Here is a 17305-nt window from a genome sequence, read left to right as displayed (position 1 = left end):
TCAAAAAGCAAAAATGCAATGCCGGCGAAGGAATAGGACCCTATTGGAACCTGGCGATGCCGAACAATGCCGGCGTGTGGAAGGAGTGGCTGCGGGTCGGCGAAAACCCCTGAGTTGCACCCCGGTAAGGCTGACGCAGGATATTGAAACGCCAGACGACGCCGGGCTGCGGCCGGACCGGCGCCAGCTTTTCCAGCTCCGCCAGCGGAATCCGGATCACCGCCGTCCAGGAATTTTCCCGACGTTCGACCATCAGCCGCCAGTCGGGATTCCAACCGTCGTTGCCTTCCATATTCTTCTCTTCGGCGGAATAGCCGAAACAGTCGAACGCCAGATGTCCGTAGCCGCCGGCGCCCGGCTGAACGAACAGTTCAATCAATTCCGGGTTGGAATAAATGCCGTCGTCATGCCGTCGCAGGTTTCGCGGCTCGGCAAGGTCCGCCATGGCCGGCTGCGCCAAATCCAGTTGAATCAGCAAACTCCGGCCGGCAAAACCCATTCTGACCGTACTGCCCAGCATTGCGTCCCCATCGCCGCCCCGGTTGTCCTGCAAAGCAAAGACGGCGCACCGCTGCCAGAATTCCGGCGGGATATCCGCCAATTCGCCGATTTCGGTTTCGATGATCGGCACCGGTATTTGCGGAACTTCGGCATCCAGCAACTCCTTCACCCGTTCCAGCGTCTCCGGCAGGCGGTGCGTACTCAAATCATACCGGGGAAATTCCGCCAGCAACGCTTCAGCCTCCGGCAGCAGCCTCCGCTGCGCCGCTTCGTCATCGGCAGCCTGCGCCTCCAGCAGTTCCAACACTTTCGAGCGGAAATCCCAGATAATCCGGCTGCGTTCTTCGCCATAAAGCTGCAGAGTCGCCGCCCGGTAGGAGCGTTTCAAATCATATTGAACCGGGTTCCAGGCATAGTCGTTAACCGTGCAGACAAACGGCATATGCCAGGGAGCGCCGAAAGTGAACGCATTGACGTACAATGTCCCATGGCTGTCGGTATCGAAACCGGGATAAAACGTCGAAGCGAAACCCGGCATGAAATCCTCGAAACAGTCGCTGTTGTCCCACAAAATCAGCCGCCGACCCGGAATATACTGTTGATATTCGTCGAAGTCCGCTTTGGAAATCCGGCGGGAACAGACCTCCCCGCCGGTCCAGACGACGATGATTTCCGGGCGGGCGACGGCGTGGAAATCCTTCAGATACCGGGAGATTTTCGGATCGCCGATACGATGGTTGCGAACCGAATACGGCGGCGGTACCAGCGACAATTCCAGCGCCGGAAATTCCGGCAGCAGCGCCTCGGCCAATCGATTCATCAGGCAGGCGTGCGCTTTGCCGACGGAATCGCCGAACACCGAACGCTCATCTTCATTCGGACAGACATAACGCCCATCGATCAACGGCGTCCAGTCATCCGTGCAAATCATGATGTGTCTGACGCCGGAAGCGGCGACAAACCGGAGCCGGTCAATCAATCCGGTGACATCCTCCTCGCTGGCGCAATTGAACCACGGATATTTCCGGGAACCGCCGCCTTCCGCCGCATAAATATTGATCAGGAACATGAAGTCCAGCAAATCTTCATCGACGCAGCGCCTAATGTCGGCGAAAGCATTCCGCAGCGGTTCCGGACCGCTATCGGCGTCGGGCGAAAATTCACACCACTCCCCGAGCCGCCATTGAAAAGCGAAGCCGGAAACTTTCCGGCCGGCCAACTCCAGGTAATCGCGATAACGGGCCGGACCGTAATCGGCAACGTAACGATCGGCCCAGACCGGATAATCGATGATGTCGGCCGCCGCCAATCCTTCCGGCCCCACCAGCTGCCGCAATGTCATCAAGCCGTAAAACGCGCCGCGCGCATCTTTGCCGGCCACCACCAGCCGCGAATCATCCAACGGCCGGATCAGATAACCGTGCTTCGGCAGCCGGACATTCCAGTCCGCCGCATCGGGCAGCAACCGCCGGATGGCCGGCTCCGCCAGGGTGCCGGCTTCGACCGTCCACGGTTTGCCGGAGCCGGGGCGTTCCACCCGCTCCAGCGCCCCGCGAAGCAATTCGGCGCCGATTTGCACATTGGCCGGCGCCCCGTCCCGAACCGCGATCCGATATTGACCGGCAATCACCGGATAACAGCGCCACGCCGTCCCGATCCGTTGCGGCAGCGGCGTCAACCGGCCGCTGAAATCGGCCGCCGGCAGCGATAAGCCGGCCAGCAGCCCGGCGGCCAGAATCGTCATCATTCGCTTCCGCTTGAAAATCCCGAAGAAAATATTGTTCACTTCCAACTCCCACACTCAACCGCCCGAAGACCGGCCGGCCTTATTTGTCTTCCTTGTTATAATCGCTGTCCCGCAACTGCATCGCCGACATCGGGTCGACATGCAGGTCGACGAACAGCATATTGGTCTTTTTCTCATGGACCAGCCCGGCGCCCTGAAAGGTGATCTGGCCGTCCACACACCAGGCGCTGTCCGACCAGCTCGGAAAATAGTCGATCCAACCGGCGCCCTCCGGCGAACAGTCCGCCAGCAAACCGCGGCCGCTCGGCTCGGGAATGGCGGACATCTTCAGGTTCAGGCGGAAATAATTGTGCACATAGTTGATCCCGTAGGGATTCTCCATTGTGGAATTGTCGTTCCACCACTGGCGGCTGTTGGCCGGACACTGCCAGATACCGCTCAGTACAGTGCCATCCCAGGTGCCGTATTTGCCGGTGTCCCACCACCCCATATCCAGCCACCACAGATAAGCGCTGCAACCGAAGGGTCCCGAAGCCGACTGGCCGTTCCAGGCGCAGGTGGAATCGTTGTGGTCTCCGGCGTACATCGCATACAGGACGCCGAGCTGTTTCAGGTTGCTGATGCATTTGACGCTCTGCGCTCTGGCTTTGGCTTTGCCGAGTGCCGGCAGCAGCATACTGGCGAGAATGGCGATGATCGCAATCACTACCAGCAATTCAATCAAAGTAAATTTCTTCTTTCTCATTTTCTTGCGTTCCTTTCGTTTCATTGTTTCGGTGCGATCGGGAAATAAAATACTATAATAAATGCAATTACTTTTAATAATTTTATTAGTTCAAAGAAACTTATCCGCCGCTTCGCTCCGGTCTAGTAATTCGGCGCCGGACCGCAGGACTCGCGCCGGATCAATTTCGCCGGCCGGAAATTGTCGGCCAGGACCTGCTGGACTTCCGCCAGCGTGCGGCGTTTCTCCAGCAGCGCCAGGATATTTTCCGCCGCAATTTTCCCGAGTTCATAGGAGCGGTCATCGGTCGCAGTCATCGGCACGACACTGTTGCTGCTCAACGAACTCTCGGCCGTGACCAGCGAAATATCCTGCGGACACGACTTGCCGTGCCGCAGCAGCGTCCGCAAAAAACCGATGCCCAATTGATCGCTGGCAATCAGCGCGGTAAACCGCTCCGGTTCCTGCAGCCAGTGCAGCGCCAAAGCATCACCGACCCGGAACTCGTCCTCGCCCGCATAAAATTCCAGCTCCACCTGCAAATCCGGACATTGGCCGGTTTCCGCCAGCATCGCCAGAACCTGTTCATAGATGCGCCGGGTATCCCGGTAATGATAAGGCACCAGGATGCGGCGATGATTCAGGCAATAGAAATAGCGGAGGATTTCTTCAATCGTACCGGCGACATCCAGCCGCAGGCAGAGCACATCCGCCGGATAATCGCCGCCGATGACGATAAACGGCGTTTCGGCCGCCTGCAGCTCCCGGATGACCGCCAGGTCGGTATCCCCGGCCAGAATGATGCCGTCGACATTGCGCTGCCAGGCGCCAACCGGTCGAATAAAACGGTTTAGAGAACTGAGATCATACGTCGTCACCACCATATGATAATCATGCTGCTTGCAAACTTCGCTGACACCGGCCAGCATCAGGCTGTAATAGCTGTTGGCCAGCCCGAGCGTCACCTTGCTGGAAAGCAAAAAGCCGAGCTGGAAAGAACGCCGGCTCGACAAAGTCCGGGCCGAACGCTGTGGAACGTAATTACATTTCTCGACCACTTTCAGGATTCGTTCACGGGTCGCGGCGCTGATTTGCGGCCGGTTATTCAAGGCGGCGGAAACGGCGGAAGCGGAAACTCCGGCCAGCCGGGCTACATCGGTAATCTGAGTCACTTTATTCTTTTTCAGAGCAATCGGCATCTTTTCCATGTCTTTACTTAAGCGTTTTAGAAGTTCATAATATATATTTACAAAATTCCTGTGGAAAAGTCAATCCCCCGGCCGATTTTTTTCCGATTTTTTTATTCCCAAACGGCAAGGTCCCCAGAATTGCGGCGTTTCTTTACCGGCCCAGCGGCAAGCGCCGTCAGTCTTTGGCAGGCAATTCGGATGATGGCGAGAGAGACGGGACTCGAACCCGCAACATCCACCGTGACAGGGTGGTACTCTAACCAATTGAGCTACTCCCCCGCTAATTGAAGCGGTCGATCCGACAAAGAAAATGGCGAGAGAGACGGGACTCGAACCCGCAACATCCACCGTGACAGGGTGGTACTCTAACCAATTGAGCTACTCCCCCACTTCTTTGCACGATCTTGACTGGCGTTGAAAATGATGGCGAGAGAGACGGGACTCGAACCCGCAACATCCACCGTGACAGGGTGGTACTCTAACCAATTGAGCTACTCCCCCATATTTTCAAGCCTTGCATATATTAATACGGAATTATCTTTTTGCAAATCGCAAAGCGAAAAATTCGTGAAAAACGCCCTCTGTTTCGAGGGTGATTTCGCCCCGCCCATATGAAAAACGCCGCCGCGGTTCTTGGCAAACCGGCCAAAGCAATGTAAATTGATACGGAGAGCGCTCGACGAAAATTCATCACTTTTGAGCAAGGAGATTGATTCATGCTGCAGGAACTGAACAACCGCTTCGGCGGACATGGTCTTACGTTTGTCGCCGGCAACGGCAATTTCATCAACGCCCATATCGAAAACCCGCAGGCGGCGGCGACTATTTCCCTGTACGGCGCCCAGGTGCTGCAATTCCAGCCGACCGGCGGCAAACCGGTGCTGTGGGTCAGCGATTACAGCCGTTTCGAGGAAGGCAAAGCGATTCGCGGCGGCATTCCAGTCTGCGCGCCGTGGTTCGGAGCTCATCCGTCCGACCGGACGCTGCCGTCCCACGGCGTGGCGCGCATTCGCCACTGGCAGGTCAAAGCGGCCGGTTTGCGGGAAAATGGCGACAACTATCTGACGCTTTCGCTGGCAGCCTCCGACAGCTGTTGCGGCAATTATCCGGGGATCTTCGATTTCGAGCTGAACGTGGAAGTGGGCAGCCACTTGAAGCTGGAATTGCGGACGGTCAACCGTACGGCCGCCGCCCAGCCGTTCAGCGCGGCGCTGCACAGCTATTTCGCAGTCGGCGACATCAGCCTGGTGACGGTGGAAGGCTTGAACCGGGCGGAATATTTCGACAGCGTCAACGGAACGATGGAACGGCAGTCCGACGGCATCCGGTTCGACCGGGAAGTGGACCGGGTTTACCTGAATACCGCGGCAGACTGCGAAATTGTCGATGCACTGTGGCGCCGCCGCATCGTCGTGGCCAAGCACGGCAGCATGTCGACCGTCGTCTGGAACCCGTGGCAGGCCAAAGCCGCTCAAATGGCCGATTTCGGCGACCGGGAATATTTGAATATGCTCTGCGTCGAGACCGCCAACGCCAAAAGCGACGCCCGGATTCTGGAACCGTATGCCGCCCATACCTTCGGGCTCGACATCAGCGAAGAACGCTGAAGCCGGCCATTCGACAGGACCGCCGGCTGAAATGTCCGAAAATCAAAGCTTTTTTCATGCCTTCGAACCGGGCCGCTTCCGGCCGCCCCGCCGCCGGAATCCCACGGCTCAGCAGGAGAATTTGGAAATCCGCACAACAAACCGGAGAACGATACCATCATGATCGCACTGGGAATCGACCTCGGCACCACCAAATGCGCGGCCGTCTTGTTCGACACCGACCGGCGGCTTTGCCTCGCCAGCCAATCGCAGGCCCATCATGCCGGCAGCGGCAACCAGTCCATCGCGGCCATTCTGGAAGCCGCCATCGCCGCCATCCGCCGCCTCCCGGAACCGGAACGGCGGCGGGCGGAAATCATCGGCTTGACCGGCCAGATGCACGGCGTCCTCTGCTGGGGCGGCCAGCTTCCGCCGAAATTTGAAAACTGGCAGAGCACGCTGGCGGCCTCTGCCGGCACCCTTGACCACATCCGGCAACTGCCCGGCTGCCGGGATCTCGCCGCCGGTTACGGCTTCGCCACCCTGGCGGTGCCCGGCTGGAGCGACGGTTACCGGCATGCCGCCACGCTGCCGGATTATTTCGCCGCTCTCCTGGCCGATGCCGCCGTTCCGGTGACGGAAGCGACCAATGCCGCTTCCTGGGGGCTGTGGCAACTGGACCGCCGCGACTGGGACCGGGCCGCCCTCTCCCGGCTGGGCATCCGGCCGGAATTGCTGCCCGTTATCGTACCGTCCGGTTTCAGACCCGGCAATCTGTGCCGGACCTGGGCGGTCCGGCTCGGCCTGCCGGCCGGCATTCCGGTCAAAGTGCCGATCGGCGACAATCCCGCCGCGCTACTCGGTTCCGGCGGCAACTGGCAAACCGACGTCTACCTGACGATCGGCACCGGCGCGCAACTGGCGCTGATCCCGCAGCCCGAAGAACTCGAACAATGCAGCACCCTGGAACTGCGGCCCTTTCCGCATGAGCGGCTTCTGGCGGTCGCCGCGCCGCTTTGCGGCGGCAAGGCGATCGAAGTCCTGGCCGCGTTCGTCCGGGAAATTCTGGCCGCTTTTGCCGTCACCGTGCCGGACGGGGTAATTTATGAAACCATATCGGCCCGCGTTCCGGCCGGACCCGAACCGCCGTTGCAGGTTTGCACCAGTTTGCTGGGCGAGCGCCGGCAGCCGGAACGGCGCGGCTCCATCTCCAATCTCGGACCGGACAATTTTCATTTCCGAACGCTCTGCCGCGCCTGGGGAAACGGACTGCTGGATTCACTGCTCGAAAACATCCCGGAACTCTTGCTGCGGCGCCGCCGCCGGCTTCTGGTCAACGGCAATGCCGTCAGGCGGTCGCCTCTGCTGCAGGAACTGATCCGGGAGCGCCTGCACTACCTGGAAATAATCCTGCCCGACACCAGTGAGGAGGCCGCCTGCGGCGCCGCCATCTCATGAACTTCGGGAATCCGCCATGCCGGAAATCATCAACGAACCGCCCGGCACCGGGGGCAGCCGGTCCGTCCGGAATCCGAAGCCTGTTTTCTATTTTTCCGAAAACAACGGAAAATATCAGCCGGCCGGAGAAGCCGGCACGAAACGCTTCAGAAGCGCCTCCAGTGCCGCCGGCGTGACGGGTTTTAAAATTACGCCCTGAAAAATGTGTTCCGGAATGTTCGCCGCCCGGGAATCCGCGGTGACGGCGACCACCGGAATCCGGGCGGTTCGCGGATTGGCGGCAAGTTGCTCCGCCAAGGTCCTGCCATCCATCTCCGGCATCCAGAGATCGGTAAGCACCAGATTGATGTCCGGATGCCGATCCAGCAACCGCAGCGCCTGCCGGCCGGAATCCGCCACAAGACACGGGACATTCCATTTCTTCAAGAGAGCCTGCAGAACTTTGAGGTTCATCGGCACATCGTCAACCAGCAGCAGACGCAGCGTCTCCAGCCGGCAGCGGTTGTCGGATACGGCGGAGGGTTGAACCGGCTCCTTCCAGCATTGAACTTTCCGGAGGATGACCGTGAACACACTGCCCCGGCCGGGAACGCTGTCCATCCGGATCGTGCCGTTCATCGCCTCAAGCAGACGCTTGGCGATGGCCAGCCCCAGGCCGGAACCTTCGTATACCCGGTGGCCGCGCGTTCCTTCCGCCTGGCTGAAAGGTTCGAAAATCGTCTGGGCCTCCTCCGGCGGAATCCCAATCCCGGTGTCGGCAACTTCGACCGCCAGCGTACCGCCTCCGGCTCCGGCCTCCGCCGTATACCCGGCCCGAATCCGAACCCCGCCGGCAACAGTGAATTTGACCGCATTGCCAACCAGATTCAACATGATCTGCCGAAAGCGCTGCAAGTCCAGGCAGAGCGGCCCCGGCAGGCCGGTGCAATTCAATTCCAGCGTCAGGCCTTTTTCCCCGGCCTGCAACCGGAACGCGGCATGAACCTCGCGCAGCAGCGCTTCCACATCGACCGCTTCCGGCTTCAACTCGAACTGTCCGGTTTCGAGCCTGGAAAGCATCAGGACATCGTTGATCAGGCGCAACAGCGTATTTCCGGCGAAGGCGATAGCCTCCAGATACTCCTTCTGTTCCGCCGGCATCCCGGCTGACGCCTCCTTCCTGAGCAGCTCGCTGAAACCGATGATCGCATTCAATGGAGTCCGCAGCTCGTGCGTGACCGAGGCGATGAAAAGCCCTTTGGCACGCTCGGCCACCTGCGCAAGTTCCATTGCCCGGCGCAACGCCTCCTGCTGCCGGATCAGTTCGGAGATGTCGATTCCCATGCCGACCAGCAGCCTGGTGCCATCCAAACGGACCAACAGGCTTTTGGTGGTCCGCACCGTGATGGATTCCCGGTGGAGATTGGTTACTTTCTCCTGGATTTCCAAAGGATGCCCCGAGGTTGCCGCCGTCCAATCATCTTCTCTCATTTTCGCCGCGGCCTCCGGGTCGGCGGTGAAAATTTCCGCATCTGTCCGCCCGATGATCTCCGCCGCCGGCCGGCCGACGATTTCGCAGAACTTGCGGTTGGCCATCCGGTAGCGGAAATCATCATCGACCTGCTTGACGAAAATATAACCGGGCAGGTTGTCCATGATCGCTTCCAGCAGCTGCAGGCTGTTCCGGCTGGCCAATTCGCTTTCGCGGCTGCGGGTAATATCCTGAATAACGCCGAAAATTTCCGTTTGCCCGCTGATTTCACTGCGAATTTTTTTCATCCAGATCTCGAAATGGCGCGTCGGCAGCTCCCGGCCGGCCGAATAAAGTAGCTCGAATTCCGTCACTTTCCCTTCAATGAGGTCATGCCAACTCTGTTTCAGGCGTGCCAGGTCGGCCGGGCAAATCCAGCGCGCCGCCGCCAGTGGCCGGCCATTTTCCCTCGGCCAGAACTCTTCGTCGATCGGGGAAGAGGTCAGCTTTCCGTCCAGACTGCAGGAAAAATGGCAGAACTGGGCAATTTTGCCGGCATTCTTCAGCAGAAGATCATTCTGTTTGAGTTTCTCGCGTTTTTCATATTCACCGGTCACATCGCGAAAAACCAACACGCCGCCGGACAGCGTTCCGCCGTCAGCTGAAATCGGCGCGGCATTGTCGACAATATGGCGGCAGAGGCCGTTGCGGTCCACCAGGACGACAGAATCGGCCGTTTGGGCCGTCTCCCGGGTTTCCAAAGCCCTGGCCAGCAGCGAACCCGTTTCCCGCCCGCCGACCTCGACGGTATGGAATACTTCCTCGATTTTTCTGCCCAGGGCCTCTGCCGCCGGGTAGCCGGTCAACCGGGCGGCAACCGGATTGATCAGCGTGATCCGCCGTTCCGGATCGGTGACGATGACGCCATCGCCGATGGCCTGCAGCGTCATTTTCGATCGCTCCGCCAACTGCGCATATTCCTGCTGCGTCCGGTATAATTCGGTGATATCCGTGGAAATCCACAACACCGCCCGGCACCGGAACGGGTTGCGGTCGGGCAAACGAATACATTCGACGTTCCGCCATTGTTCCTCGCTCCGGAGCAGCCGCTCTTCCCGCTTTCCGGATTGAAAGACACGCTCCACCATCAGACGGATATCCTGGCCGACCACGGATTCCAGTTGCCGGAGATGTCCGAGTTTCCGGCGCGACAGCCAGTCGGGAGAATCCAGAATATGCAGGAAAAGGATACGGCCGTCCTCGGCAATCACCATAATCCGCTGCGGCAGACGGGCGCAGATCATATCGATCTGCCGCCAGGTCTGCCGTCGCTGCCATACGGCATATCCTCCCAGACCAACCAGCGCCGCCAACAGGCCGAAAACCGCCCATTTCCAGTAAAAGTTCCAACCGAAACGGGAAACGTTGTGCAACACGGCGCATCCCGGGATCCGGGTCCCGGCAACTCCGGCGCGCTTCAAAGCGGTATAATCCAGTTCGAGGAAGGGGGCGGCCCGGCGCACCGGCAGTTCCGCCGGCGGCACCCCCTGCAACAGGCGCAGCCCGAGCATCCCGCCCTGTTCCCCCTGCCGGAAACCGGAATAAAGGTAGCCTCCGGCGGCTCCGAGCGGCAAATACACTTCACGCTGGCACAGGATCAGGCCGGGAAAACTCTTGCGGATCCGGCAGAAGGCTACATCGTCGTGTTCCGGGTCCCGGTTCCAGTGCCGGTCCCATGACAGGAATATCACCACCGAATCCGCCGGCAGGGTCCGGACGGCGGCGAGCATTTCCTCCGTGTTGCAGGCGGTTCCGGAAATGATGGTCAACTCCACCGCGTTGAATTCCCGGCGCAGCTTCTCCCAATCGGAGGGCGGCGTATCCGCAATCACCGTGATTCTGCGGTTGCCCGGCAACAGCCGCAACGCCAACTCGATATTGCTGTACAGCAGACAGGGGTTTTCGATGCCGGCCAATTGGACCGGGTTCGGCCGGCCGGCGCCAACCATTGTTCCGTCGTATTCCAACACCAGTACCGGCACGTCCCCGGCCACCGGCAGCAAGCCGTTCAGAAAAAGGTCGGCAACCGGCTTGTCCTCGATCAGAATCAAATCATATTGAACACTCCGCAGCCGCTTTTGCAATTCCGTCAGGTTGACCGGCTGGCGGTCGTCCCGGAACAGCAATTGGAAATGGTCGCAATCAACCGGAAATTCCGCATCCGCCATCGCCTGTTGGAACCCCTGTCGGAGCGAAACATTCCAGTCGTCGCGCCAGGAAAAACAATCGATCGTCAGAAGGCGGCGGACGGCAGTCCGGTCCGATTCGACCCCGGCCGTCAACGCCTCGCCGAACAGCAACCCCAGATAGATGAAGATAATTCGAAGGATTCGTCCGACCATGCGGTCACCCCTCAAAGCTATCGACGGCAAAAATGACGGCGGACCAGATGGGAGCGACCGCTCTCCGGCGGCCAATGCAACGGGAAAATTCAAACCGGAAACAGCAAGTCGGCAGGAGTGATGAAACTAGTTCCACGAAATTGTCGTCGGCCGGAAAAGTTGCTTTTCGAGTATTACCGATGTAATACGTTCGCACCCTTCCTCCTGCAAACCAATTCACCAACCGGACCGGTTCCCTCTCCAGGTCACGCCGGTCCCGCCGAACATGAAATAATATAATCTATTCCGGCGGCAAATACAATCAAAATAATGTCGATATTTGTTTATTCACGCCGTGTGCAAATTTTTTCATGAGAAAATCTGCCCGAACTGTAGGATTGGATTTCCCTTGACATGGTTGAGAAAGCAGAGGAACATTTCAGGTTCATCAATATCTGCCGGAGCTACTTTGCTATTCAGGATGATTCCAGGTTGATCTATCAGCAGGCAGCCTTTCAAGAGGATGCCAATGATCTCGAAAATAACGGCGAATCGCGTTGTCTTCGTCTATGCCTATCGATTCGCCGACGATCTCCATGGCGATTACTTCCGCATCCGATAATTTCGGATGCGGGCTACGGCTTCTCAAGATTTTTTCGCTTTTTTTCAACATGTCGTCTACCAAACAGCATACTTCTGTGATATAGTCTCCTGTGAACGTGTTTGGGATTCGTTTAAATTTGTTTGTTGTTATTCAAATTTAAACCCAAACCTGCTTATGCTCAATTCTCATTCAAAAAAAAACTTGCACACGGCGTAAAATCGTAATTGTAATCGTCTGCAAGGAAAAACAATGAGGAAAAACATCATGGTTTGCGCACACGTATCCTATCGGTTGACGGTTCAACTTTGGGAAAAAGACGAGGATTTCAATGAGTTGCTTCAGAGAATGGACGCGACTCGTATGGCCGATGAATTTGCATTTTTTTCCAATAACAATCATACGCCTCCCCCTATGGACATCATGCGTTCACGCTTTGCGATTTTGAAACGACGGATTGCCGCTATGCATGAACGTGGCTGGAAAGCGGGAATTAATCACTTATGCACTCTGGGGCATACTTATGAAAACGTCCGCCATGCGGCTTCCGGCGGCCAACTGATGACATACAGTTCCGGTGTACCCTGTCCCGGTAATTTTTGCCCCGCTGATCCCGTCTGGCGGGAAAATTATATCAAGGAGTGCTATACGCTTGCAGCGGAATGCCATCCGGATTTCATATGGATTGATGATGATCTGCGCCTGTCCAACCATGGAAAGGTTTATGACTTCGGATGTTTCTGCCCTTCCTGTTTTTCCAGGTTAAGCGCATTCATCGGATACCATGGAGAACTGGCAAACCTGCCTGACTTCTTTGAATGCCATGATGTTGCAGAAAAACGTAAACGCCGCGCCGCACTGCTGGAGTGGAATGCGCATGTCATAGCGGACATTGCAGGATATATCGAACGTGTTGTCCATGCAGTCGATCCGTCAATCATTCTGGGGCAAATGGACGGCTATCAGCCGATTTGCGGCCTTGATTTTGCCGGCCATGCAGCCGCTTTGGCCGGCTCGGGGCATTGCCCGGTCTGGTGGCGCCCCGGAGGAGGCTTTTACTTTGATTGCTGTCCAGATGAGATGCTGGATAAAGCCAACAGCATTGGACGGGAAGCCGCCATGCTCCCAAAGTCTGTTGAAGTCATTCAGGCGGAAGTGGAGAGTTTCAACTATCAACGGCTCAATAAAAGCAATTTCATGACCGCACTTGAACCACAGATTTATTGTGCCGCCGGCGCCACCGGTGTAGCTTATAATGTCTTCGGAGAGCTTGAATGGGACGATTTTGATGTCAACCGGTCTTTGATTCGGGCGTTGAACGGCAATCGCAACTTTTTAAATCGCATTGTACACGGCAATCAACGTATTTCTCCGCAGGGAATATTTGATGGTGTCGGCAGAATGATTCATCTCAGTCATCGTGGACATGACGGCAAGTGGCTGACACTTCAGGGGAATGATGAGCCAAGTTTTCTGAACAGTGAACTGCAGAAAATCGGTTTGCCCGCTGCATATACAGCAGAGGAGGCTTGCCTCTATGCCGTTACCGGGCAAACAGTGGAATCAATGAGTGATGAAGAAATCCTTTCCATGTTAAGAAAAGGAGCTTACCTTGACGGTTTTGCGCTGCAGGCGCTGAATTTGCGCGGCTATGGCAGTTTCACAGGTTTTACTGTCCGGGAAATTATTGAGGAAGATGCTATTGAAGAGTTTTCAAGTCACCCGTTGAACGGGGAGGCAATCGGCAAACGACGTAATGCCAGACAATCTTTTTGGTATCAGCCGGCATTTTCACTGGAACCCTGCAGTGATGCTCAGATATTGAGCCGTTGCGTCGATTATTGCGGGCTGGAACTCGGCAAGTGCCTGTCTGGAGTATACCTCAACTCCCTCGGCGGCAGGATTGCGGTCGAAGGCTATTATCCCTGGAGGACGCTGTTCTACCGCAGCCAGTCAGACCGGGTCAAGCAGCTTTTCCGTTGGCTTTCCCAAGAGGAGTTACCCGGATATTTAGCCAGTTACCACAGAGCGGCCCTCTGGATACGACCCGGCAATGTTCTGGTCTGGAATATGTCGCAGGACCCGCTGCAAGATGGCCGTCTCCTGCTGAAGAGTGAATCCAGTGTCCTGATTGCCGGCAATCAGGAGGGGCAAGAATGGACATTAAAAGCGACAGGCACTGATCATGGCTATCATATTTTTACATTACCGGCAATGGCACCATGGACCGCTCTTTACTGTGAAAGCCAAGTTTGATATATTGAAGAAAAAATTGAATGTGACGCCGTGTGCAAATTTTTTTCATGAGAAGATCTGTGCAATAGGAAGTGCCATACCGGCTAACCTGAACTCCCCGCGCATTGCATCATTACAAAGATACCCTTTGTCTCCAAGCACATGCGGTGCCGCAGATCTTTGTTGTTGGAGGAACATTTCACGTTCATCAATATTTGCCGGAGCTACTTTGCAACCCAGGATGATTCCAGGTTGGTCTATCAGCAGGTAGCCTTTCAAGCCGCAATAAAACATCGCTTTGGCGACACCATATCCATAGGCGGCGCTCCCCTTAATCGGTATCAGTCCGCTCCTTCGGCCGGCCGGAATTCATTCCAGTTTCCGCCGAAAGAAGCGGACCGAGGCGATTGATTTCATCCTCGGCGGCAAATTCCGCATGCAGCGGCAGCCACTCCACGCCGGCGGCCGGCAATGCGGCGGGAGCGAAAATCAAAGAAATCATGCGCTGTGCAGCCAATTGACCGAATTCGAAAAAGCTGAAAAAATCCAGTTGCGCACTGGCAAACGGCGCGCACAATTCCCGTTTCACCTCCGTACAGGTTTGGGACGTATGGTTCAGCCAGCGATACAGGGAAAATGATTCCAGCGACATCGTCCCGTCGACGTGGAGCCGCCGGAGCGGCACAATCTGGCCGAGCAGTTGCAGATACGAATGGATCAGCATAAAATAAGAACTCCAAAGCCCCTCAATGTGGCGAAACGCTTCCAATTGCTCCGGTTGATTCTGATGGGCAATCCTGATATCGACGATGTCACCGGCCGGAATGCCGTGATCGGCCAGGCAATTCCGGTAGGCCTCGGAGGCATCGTAATGGAACGAACTCATCAGCAGCGGTTCCAGGATGCCGAATTTCCGGCAGCCTTTTTCCAGCTGGCGCTCGGCGGCAGCCGTCCCCAGTCGCGCGGCCGGCAACAGCAAGCGATAGTCGGCGACACCATTGTCCCCGCCGATCGACAACAGCGGCGGAATGCGCTGGTGATGGCTGAGAATTTCCTTCAAATGCCCGAAATCCGGGGCGGCAGCCTGGCCGGCCGGCCAATGAATAATCCCGTCGCAGCCGCGGTAAAGCAAACTGTCGAAGGCCCGCGCCTCGCGTTGCCGGTCATTGAGGCCAGTCTGGATGTCGACATGTTTGTCCACCGGATTCAGCACCTCGAGAACGCCCTCCAGAATATGGGAGCCGTGCATCGCCATATCGCTGCCGATCAGCAGCCCGATGCAGCGGGAACGCCCGGAACGAAGCGCCAGGAACTGATAATTCGGCCGGTAACCGTTCTGCCGGGCGGCGTCATGTATTTTTTCATACATTTCCGGTGTGGCGTGCGAATCCGCCAGCGAATGGTTGAGCACCCGGGAAACCGTCGCCGGGGAGCAGCCGCACAATTTCGCAAGCTGGCGAATGGTCAGAGCCTGTTTACCCCATCTTTTGGCCATCGTCGTATTTTCCTTACACTGTTTTCAACAACGGTAAAATCATACAATAAGATGCCGCCTTTTTCAAATTTCCGACCGGAAATCACCGCAAAAAATTCACCGCTGTCATTCCCGGCCCGGACGGCTGAAATCCGGTCGAACCGCTGGAACAGCCGCTGACCGGCCGATGGCCTGTTGGAAAGCGCCGGAAGTACCGGCGTTTCTTATCGTCAGCTTCGCTCATTGGACATGCGCAACCAGCGGAATCCGTCCGCCGAGCCGCATCCGGCTACGCCCCCGGGGCGGTAGCGATTCTTTATAAAAAAATCTTTGCACACGGCATTGAATATTAAAATAATACAGTTATTTTTCATTCAGAGAGCAATCAGGGCCCCAAGGAATTATCGCTCCGGATCCGGAGCAATGGAAAATGATGATCATGAAATATCTTTTTCTGATTGGCTGGCTGCTTCTGACGTTTGCCGCCGGAGCGGAAGAGTGGAAGCTGGATGATTGTTCCCGGCTGCTGCCCGAAAAAATCGTCCGGGTAACCGTTCCGGCCGAATCCGGCGAACGCGGCTGCGTCGGCGCCAGACAAACCGTCGATCTGCGGCCCTGGCGGCAAATGCCCGTCACGTTTTCCATCCGGGCGCGGGCGGAAAATGTTTCCCGGCCCGCGGAGGCGTGGAATGGCGTCAAGTTCATGCTGCATTTCCGTGATTCCAACGGCCGGGATTTCTGGTACAATCCCGGCAATCTTTACGGGTCTTTCGACTGGCGGGAGCTGTCTTTCATGGTGCTGGTGCCGGAAGAAGCCGAATCCGGCGAACTGTGGATCGGACTGCAGGATTGTGCCGGCACGGCGGAATTTGCCATCGACTCGCTGAAAATCGCCCCGCTGTTTTCGCGCGGCAGCGATATTGCCGCGCAATACCGTCCGGCGGTCGCCGCCCGGCCGGCGCGACGGGGCGTGATGTCGCCGTCGGGCGATTTTACCGAGACGACGGTCGCCGACCTGGCCGGCTGGGGCGGGAATTTGCTGCGTTTTCAAATCGTCCGCAACTGGGGAGAAACCAATACCGACCGTGATCTCGAAGAGTACAGCCGCTGGCTCGACGGTCGGCTCGACCATTTGGCCCAGGTGCTGCAATGGGCGAAAAAGTATCACATTGCCGTCGCCGTGGATCTGCATTCACCGCCGGGCGGACGGCGGAAAAATGGCGATATGGCGATGTTTTACGAACCGGACTACGCCGATTTCTACGTCCAATGCTGGGAAAGAATCGCCCGCCGTTTCAACGGCAACGCTCAGATTTACGGCTACGATCTCATCAACGAACCGATGCAAAGCGCCCGGAGCGCAGAAAACTACTGGCAGCTACAGGAGCGCGCCGCCCGGGCGATCCGCCAAATCGATCCCGATACGCCGATCATCTTCGCCGCCAATCAATGGGACAGTCCGGAAGCGTTCCACTATCTTCCGGCCAGCGAACTGACCGATATCATTTATCAGGTGCATATGTACGTTCCGCTGGAATTCACCCATCAGGGCGTTTTCGGACCGGGAGAAGCACAAACCTATCCGGGCGAAATCGGCGGACGGCATTATGACCGGGAGGCGTTGCGAAAAATTCTCCAGCCGGTACGGGATTTCCAGTTGCGGCATGGCGCCCAAATTTATGTCGGAGAATTTTCCGCGGCGGTCTGGGCGCCCGGTGCGGAACAGTATCTCGCCGACTGTATCGACATTTTCGAGGAATATCGATGGGACTGGAGTTACCACGCCTTCCGGGAATGGGAAGGCTGGAGTGTGGAACATGCCGGAGAAGCCCCCGGCAGTCTGGTCCCTTCCTCGGATAACCCGCGCAAACAAGCCCTGTTGCGCGGTTTTCAAAAAAATAGATAGCCGGCGCTCATCTTCCAGACTTCCGTATGATTTGGTACCATACGGAAGCCGG

General features: G+C 57.1%; 11 protein-coding genes and 3 tRNA genes. 4 read left to right on the top strand and 10 right to left on the bottom strand.

The window, feature by feature from the left end; genetic code table 11:
• Nucleotides 1-40: 40 nt before the first annotated feature.
• The 6 genes from HWX74_RS08565 to HWX74_RS08540 all read right to left on the bottom strand — a co-directional run bounded on the left by HWX74_RS08565 (nt 41) and on the right by HWX74_RS08540 (nt 4663).
• Nucleotides 41-2248, bottom strand: coding sequence for a beta-N-acetylglucosaminidase domain-containing protein (locus HWX74_RS08565; protein ID WP_176013144.1), 2208 nt, complete (start codon nt 2246-2248; stop codon nt 41-43).
• Nucleotides 2249-2327: 79 nt separating this feature from the next.
• Nucleotides 2328-2993, bottom strand: coding sequence for a type II secretion system protein (locus tag HWX74_RS08560; protein WP_217704897.1), 666 nt, complete (start codon nt 2991-2993; stop codon nt 2328-2330).
• A gap of 122 nt (nt 2994-3115) precedes the next feature.
• A complete protein-coding gene (locus HWX74_RS08555; RefSeq protein WP_217704896.1) occupies nt 3116-4180 on the bottom strand; it encodes a LacI family DNA-binding transcriptional regulator in 1065 nt (354 codons plus the stop codon).
• A 184-nt stretch (nt 4181-4364) separates the two neighbouring features.
• Nucleotides 4365-4441 (bottom strand) — tRNA-Asp (locus tag HWX74_RS08550).
• Between the two features lie 32 nt (nt 4442-4473).
• Nucleotides 4474-4550 (bottom strand) — tRNA-Asp (locus tag HWX74_RS08545).
• Between the two features lie 36 nt (nt 4551-4586).
• Nucleotides 4587-4663 (bottom strand) — tRNA-Asp (locus tag HWX74_RS08540).
• Nucleotides 4664-4878: 215 nt separating this feature from the next.
• On the opposite strand from HWX74_RS08540, the gene HWX74_RS08535 reads away from it, so the two are divergent.
• Both HWX74_RS08535 and HWX74_RS08530 read left to right on the top strand, forming a co-directional pair.
• Nucleotides 4879-5769: a D-hexose-6-phosphate mutarotase gene (locus HWX74_RS08535; RefSeq protein ID WP_176013141.1), complete on the top strand. Its 891-nt coding sequence runs from the start codon at nt 4879-4881 to the stop codon at nt 5767-5769.
• A gap of 159 nt (nt 5770-5928) precedes the next feature.
• Nucleotides 5929-7206, top strand: coding sequence for a sedoheptulokinase (locus HWX74_RS08530; RefSeq protein ID WP_176013140.1), 1278 nt, complete (start codon nt 5929-5931; stop codon nt 7204-7206).
• A 114-nt stretch (nt 7207-7320) separates the two neighbouring features.
• On the opposite strand, the gene HWX74_RS08525 is transcribed toward HWX74_RS08530, so the two are convergent.
• Nucleotides 7321-11058, bottom strand: a complete 3738-nt coding sequence (locus HWX74_RS08525) for a PAS domain-containing protein (RefSeq protein ID WP_176013139.1) — start codon at nt 11056-11058, stop codon at nt 7321-7323.
• 451 nt (nt 11059-11509) lie between these two features.
• The gene (locus HWX74_RS08520; RefSeq protein WP_176013138.1) at nt 11510-11710 is read right to left on the bottom strand and encodes a hypothetical protein; all 201 of its coding nucleotides are present in this window, start codon (nt 11708-11710) and stop codon (nt 11510-11512) included.
• A 180-nt stretch (nt 11711-11890) separates the two neighbouring features.
• Here HWX74_RS08520 and HWX74_RS08515 point away from each other — a divergent pair, with 180 nt between their 5' ends.
• Nucleotides 11891-13894: a hypothetical protein gene (locus tag HWX74_RS08515; protein ID WP_176013137.1), complete on the top strand. Its 2004-nt coding sequence runs from the start codon at nt 11891-11893 to the stop codon at nt 13892-13894.
• Between the two features lie 45 nt (nt 13895-13939).
• Here HWX74_RS08515 and HWX74_RS08510 read toward each other — a convergent pair whose 3' ends face one another.
• Both HWX74_RS08510 and HWX74_RS08505 read right to left on the bottom strand, forming a co-directional pair.
• Nucleotides 13940-14167, bottom strand: a complete 228-nt coding sequence (locus HWX74_RS08510; RefSeq protein WP_176013136.1) for a hypothetical protein — start codon at nt 14165-14167, stop codon at nt 13940-13942.
• A 37-nt stretch (nt 14168-14204) separates the two neighbouring features.
• A complete protein-coding gene (locus HWX74_RS08505) occupies nt 14205-15368 on the bottom strand; it encodes a LacI family DNA-binding transcriptional regulator (protein ID WP_176013135.1) in 1164 nt (387 codons plus the stop codon).
• Nucleotides 15369-15777: 409 nt separating this feature from the next.
• Here HWX74_RS08505 and HWX74_RS08500 point away from each other — a divergent pair, with 409 nt between their 5' ends.
• Entirely contained in the window at nt 15778-17253 is a 1476-nt protein-coding gene (locus HWX74_RS08500) for a glycoside hydrolase family 5 protein (RefSeq protein WP_176013134.1), read from the top strand.
• Nucleotides 17254-17305 lie beyond the last annotated feature (52 nt).

Source organism: Victivallis sp. Marseille-Q1083 (assembly GCF_903645315.1).
Lineage (GTDB): Bacteria > Verrucomicrobiota > Lentisphaeria > Victivallales > Victivallaceae > UMGS1518.
Note: the sequence above shows the minus strand (reverse complement) of the source record. Positions and strands in the feature narration are given on the sequence as shown.

Excerpts from the sequence above, each read along its gene's own strand:
- HWX74_RS08565 (WP_176013144.1), bottom strand. The coding sequence starts at position 2,248 with ATGATGACGATTCTGGCCGCCGGGCTGCTGGCCGGCTTATCGCTGCCG.
- HWX74_RS08560 (WP_217704897.1), bottom strand. The coding sequence starts at position 2,993 with ATGAGAAAGAAGAAATTTACTTTGATTGAATTGCTGGTAGTGATTGCG.
- HWX74_RS08555 (WP_217704896.1), bottom strand. The coding sequence starts at position 4,180 with ATGGAAAAGATGCCGATTGCTCTGAAAAAGAATAAAGTGACTCAGATT.
- HWX74_RS08535 (WP_176013141.1), top strand. The coding sequence starts at position 4,879 with ATGCTGCAGGAACTGAACAACCGCTTCGGCGGACATGGTCTTACGTTT.
- HWX74_RS08530 (WP_176013140.1), top strand. The coding sequence starts at position 5,929 with ATGATCGCACTGGGAATCGACCTCGGCACCACCAAATGCGCGGCCGTC.
- HWX74_RS08525 (WP_176013139.1), bottom strand. The coding sequence starts at position 11,058 with ATGGTCGGACGAATCCTTCGAATTATCTTCATCTATCTGGGGTTGCTG.
- HWX74_RS08520 (WP_176013138.1), bottom strand. The coding sequence starts at position 11,710 with ATGTTGAAAAAAAGCGAAAAAATCTTGAGAAGCCGTAGCCCGCATCCG.
- HWX74_RS08515 (WP_176013137.1), top strand. The coding sequence starts at position 11,891 with ATGAGGAAAAACATCATGGTTTGCGCACACGTATCCTATCGGTTGACG.
- HWX74_RS08510 (WP_176013136.1), bottom strand. The coding sequence starts at position 14,167 with ATGTTTTATTGCGGCTTGAAAGGCTACCTGCTGATAGACCAACCTGGA.
- HWX74_RS08505 (WP_176013135.1), bottom strand. The coding sequence starts at position 15,368 with ATGGCCAAAAGATGGGGTAAACAGGCTCTGACCATTCGCCAGCTTGCG.
- HWX74_RS08500 (WP_176013134.1), top strand. The coding sequence starts at position 15,778 with ATGATGATCATGAAATATCTTTTTCTGATTGGCTGGCTGCTTCTGACG.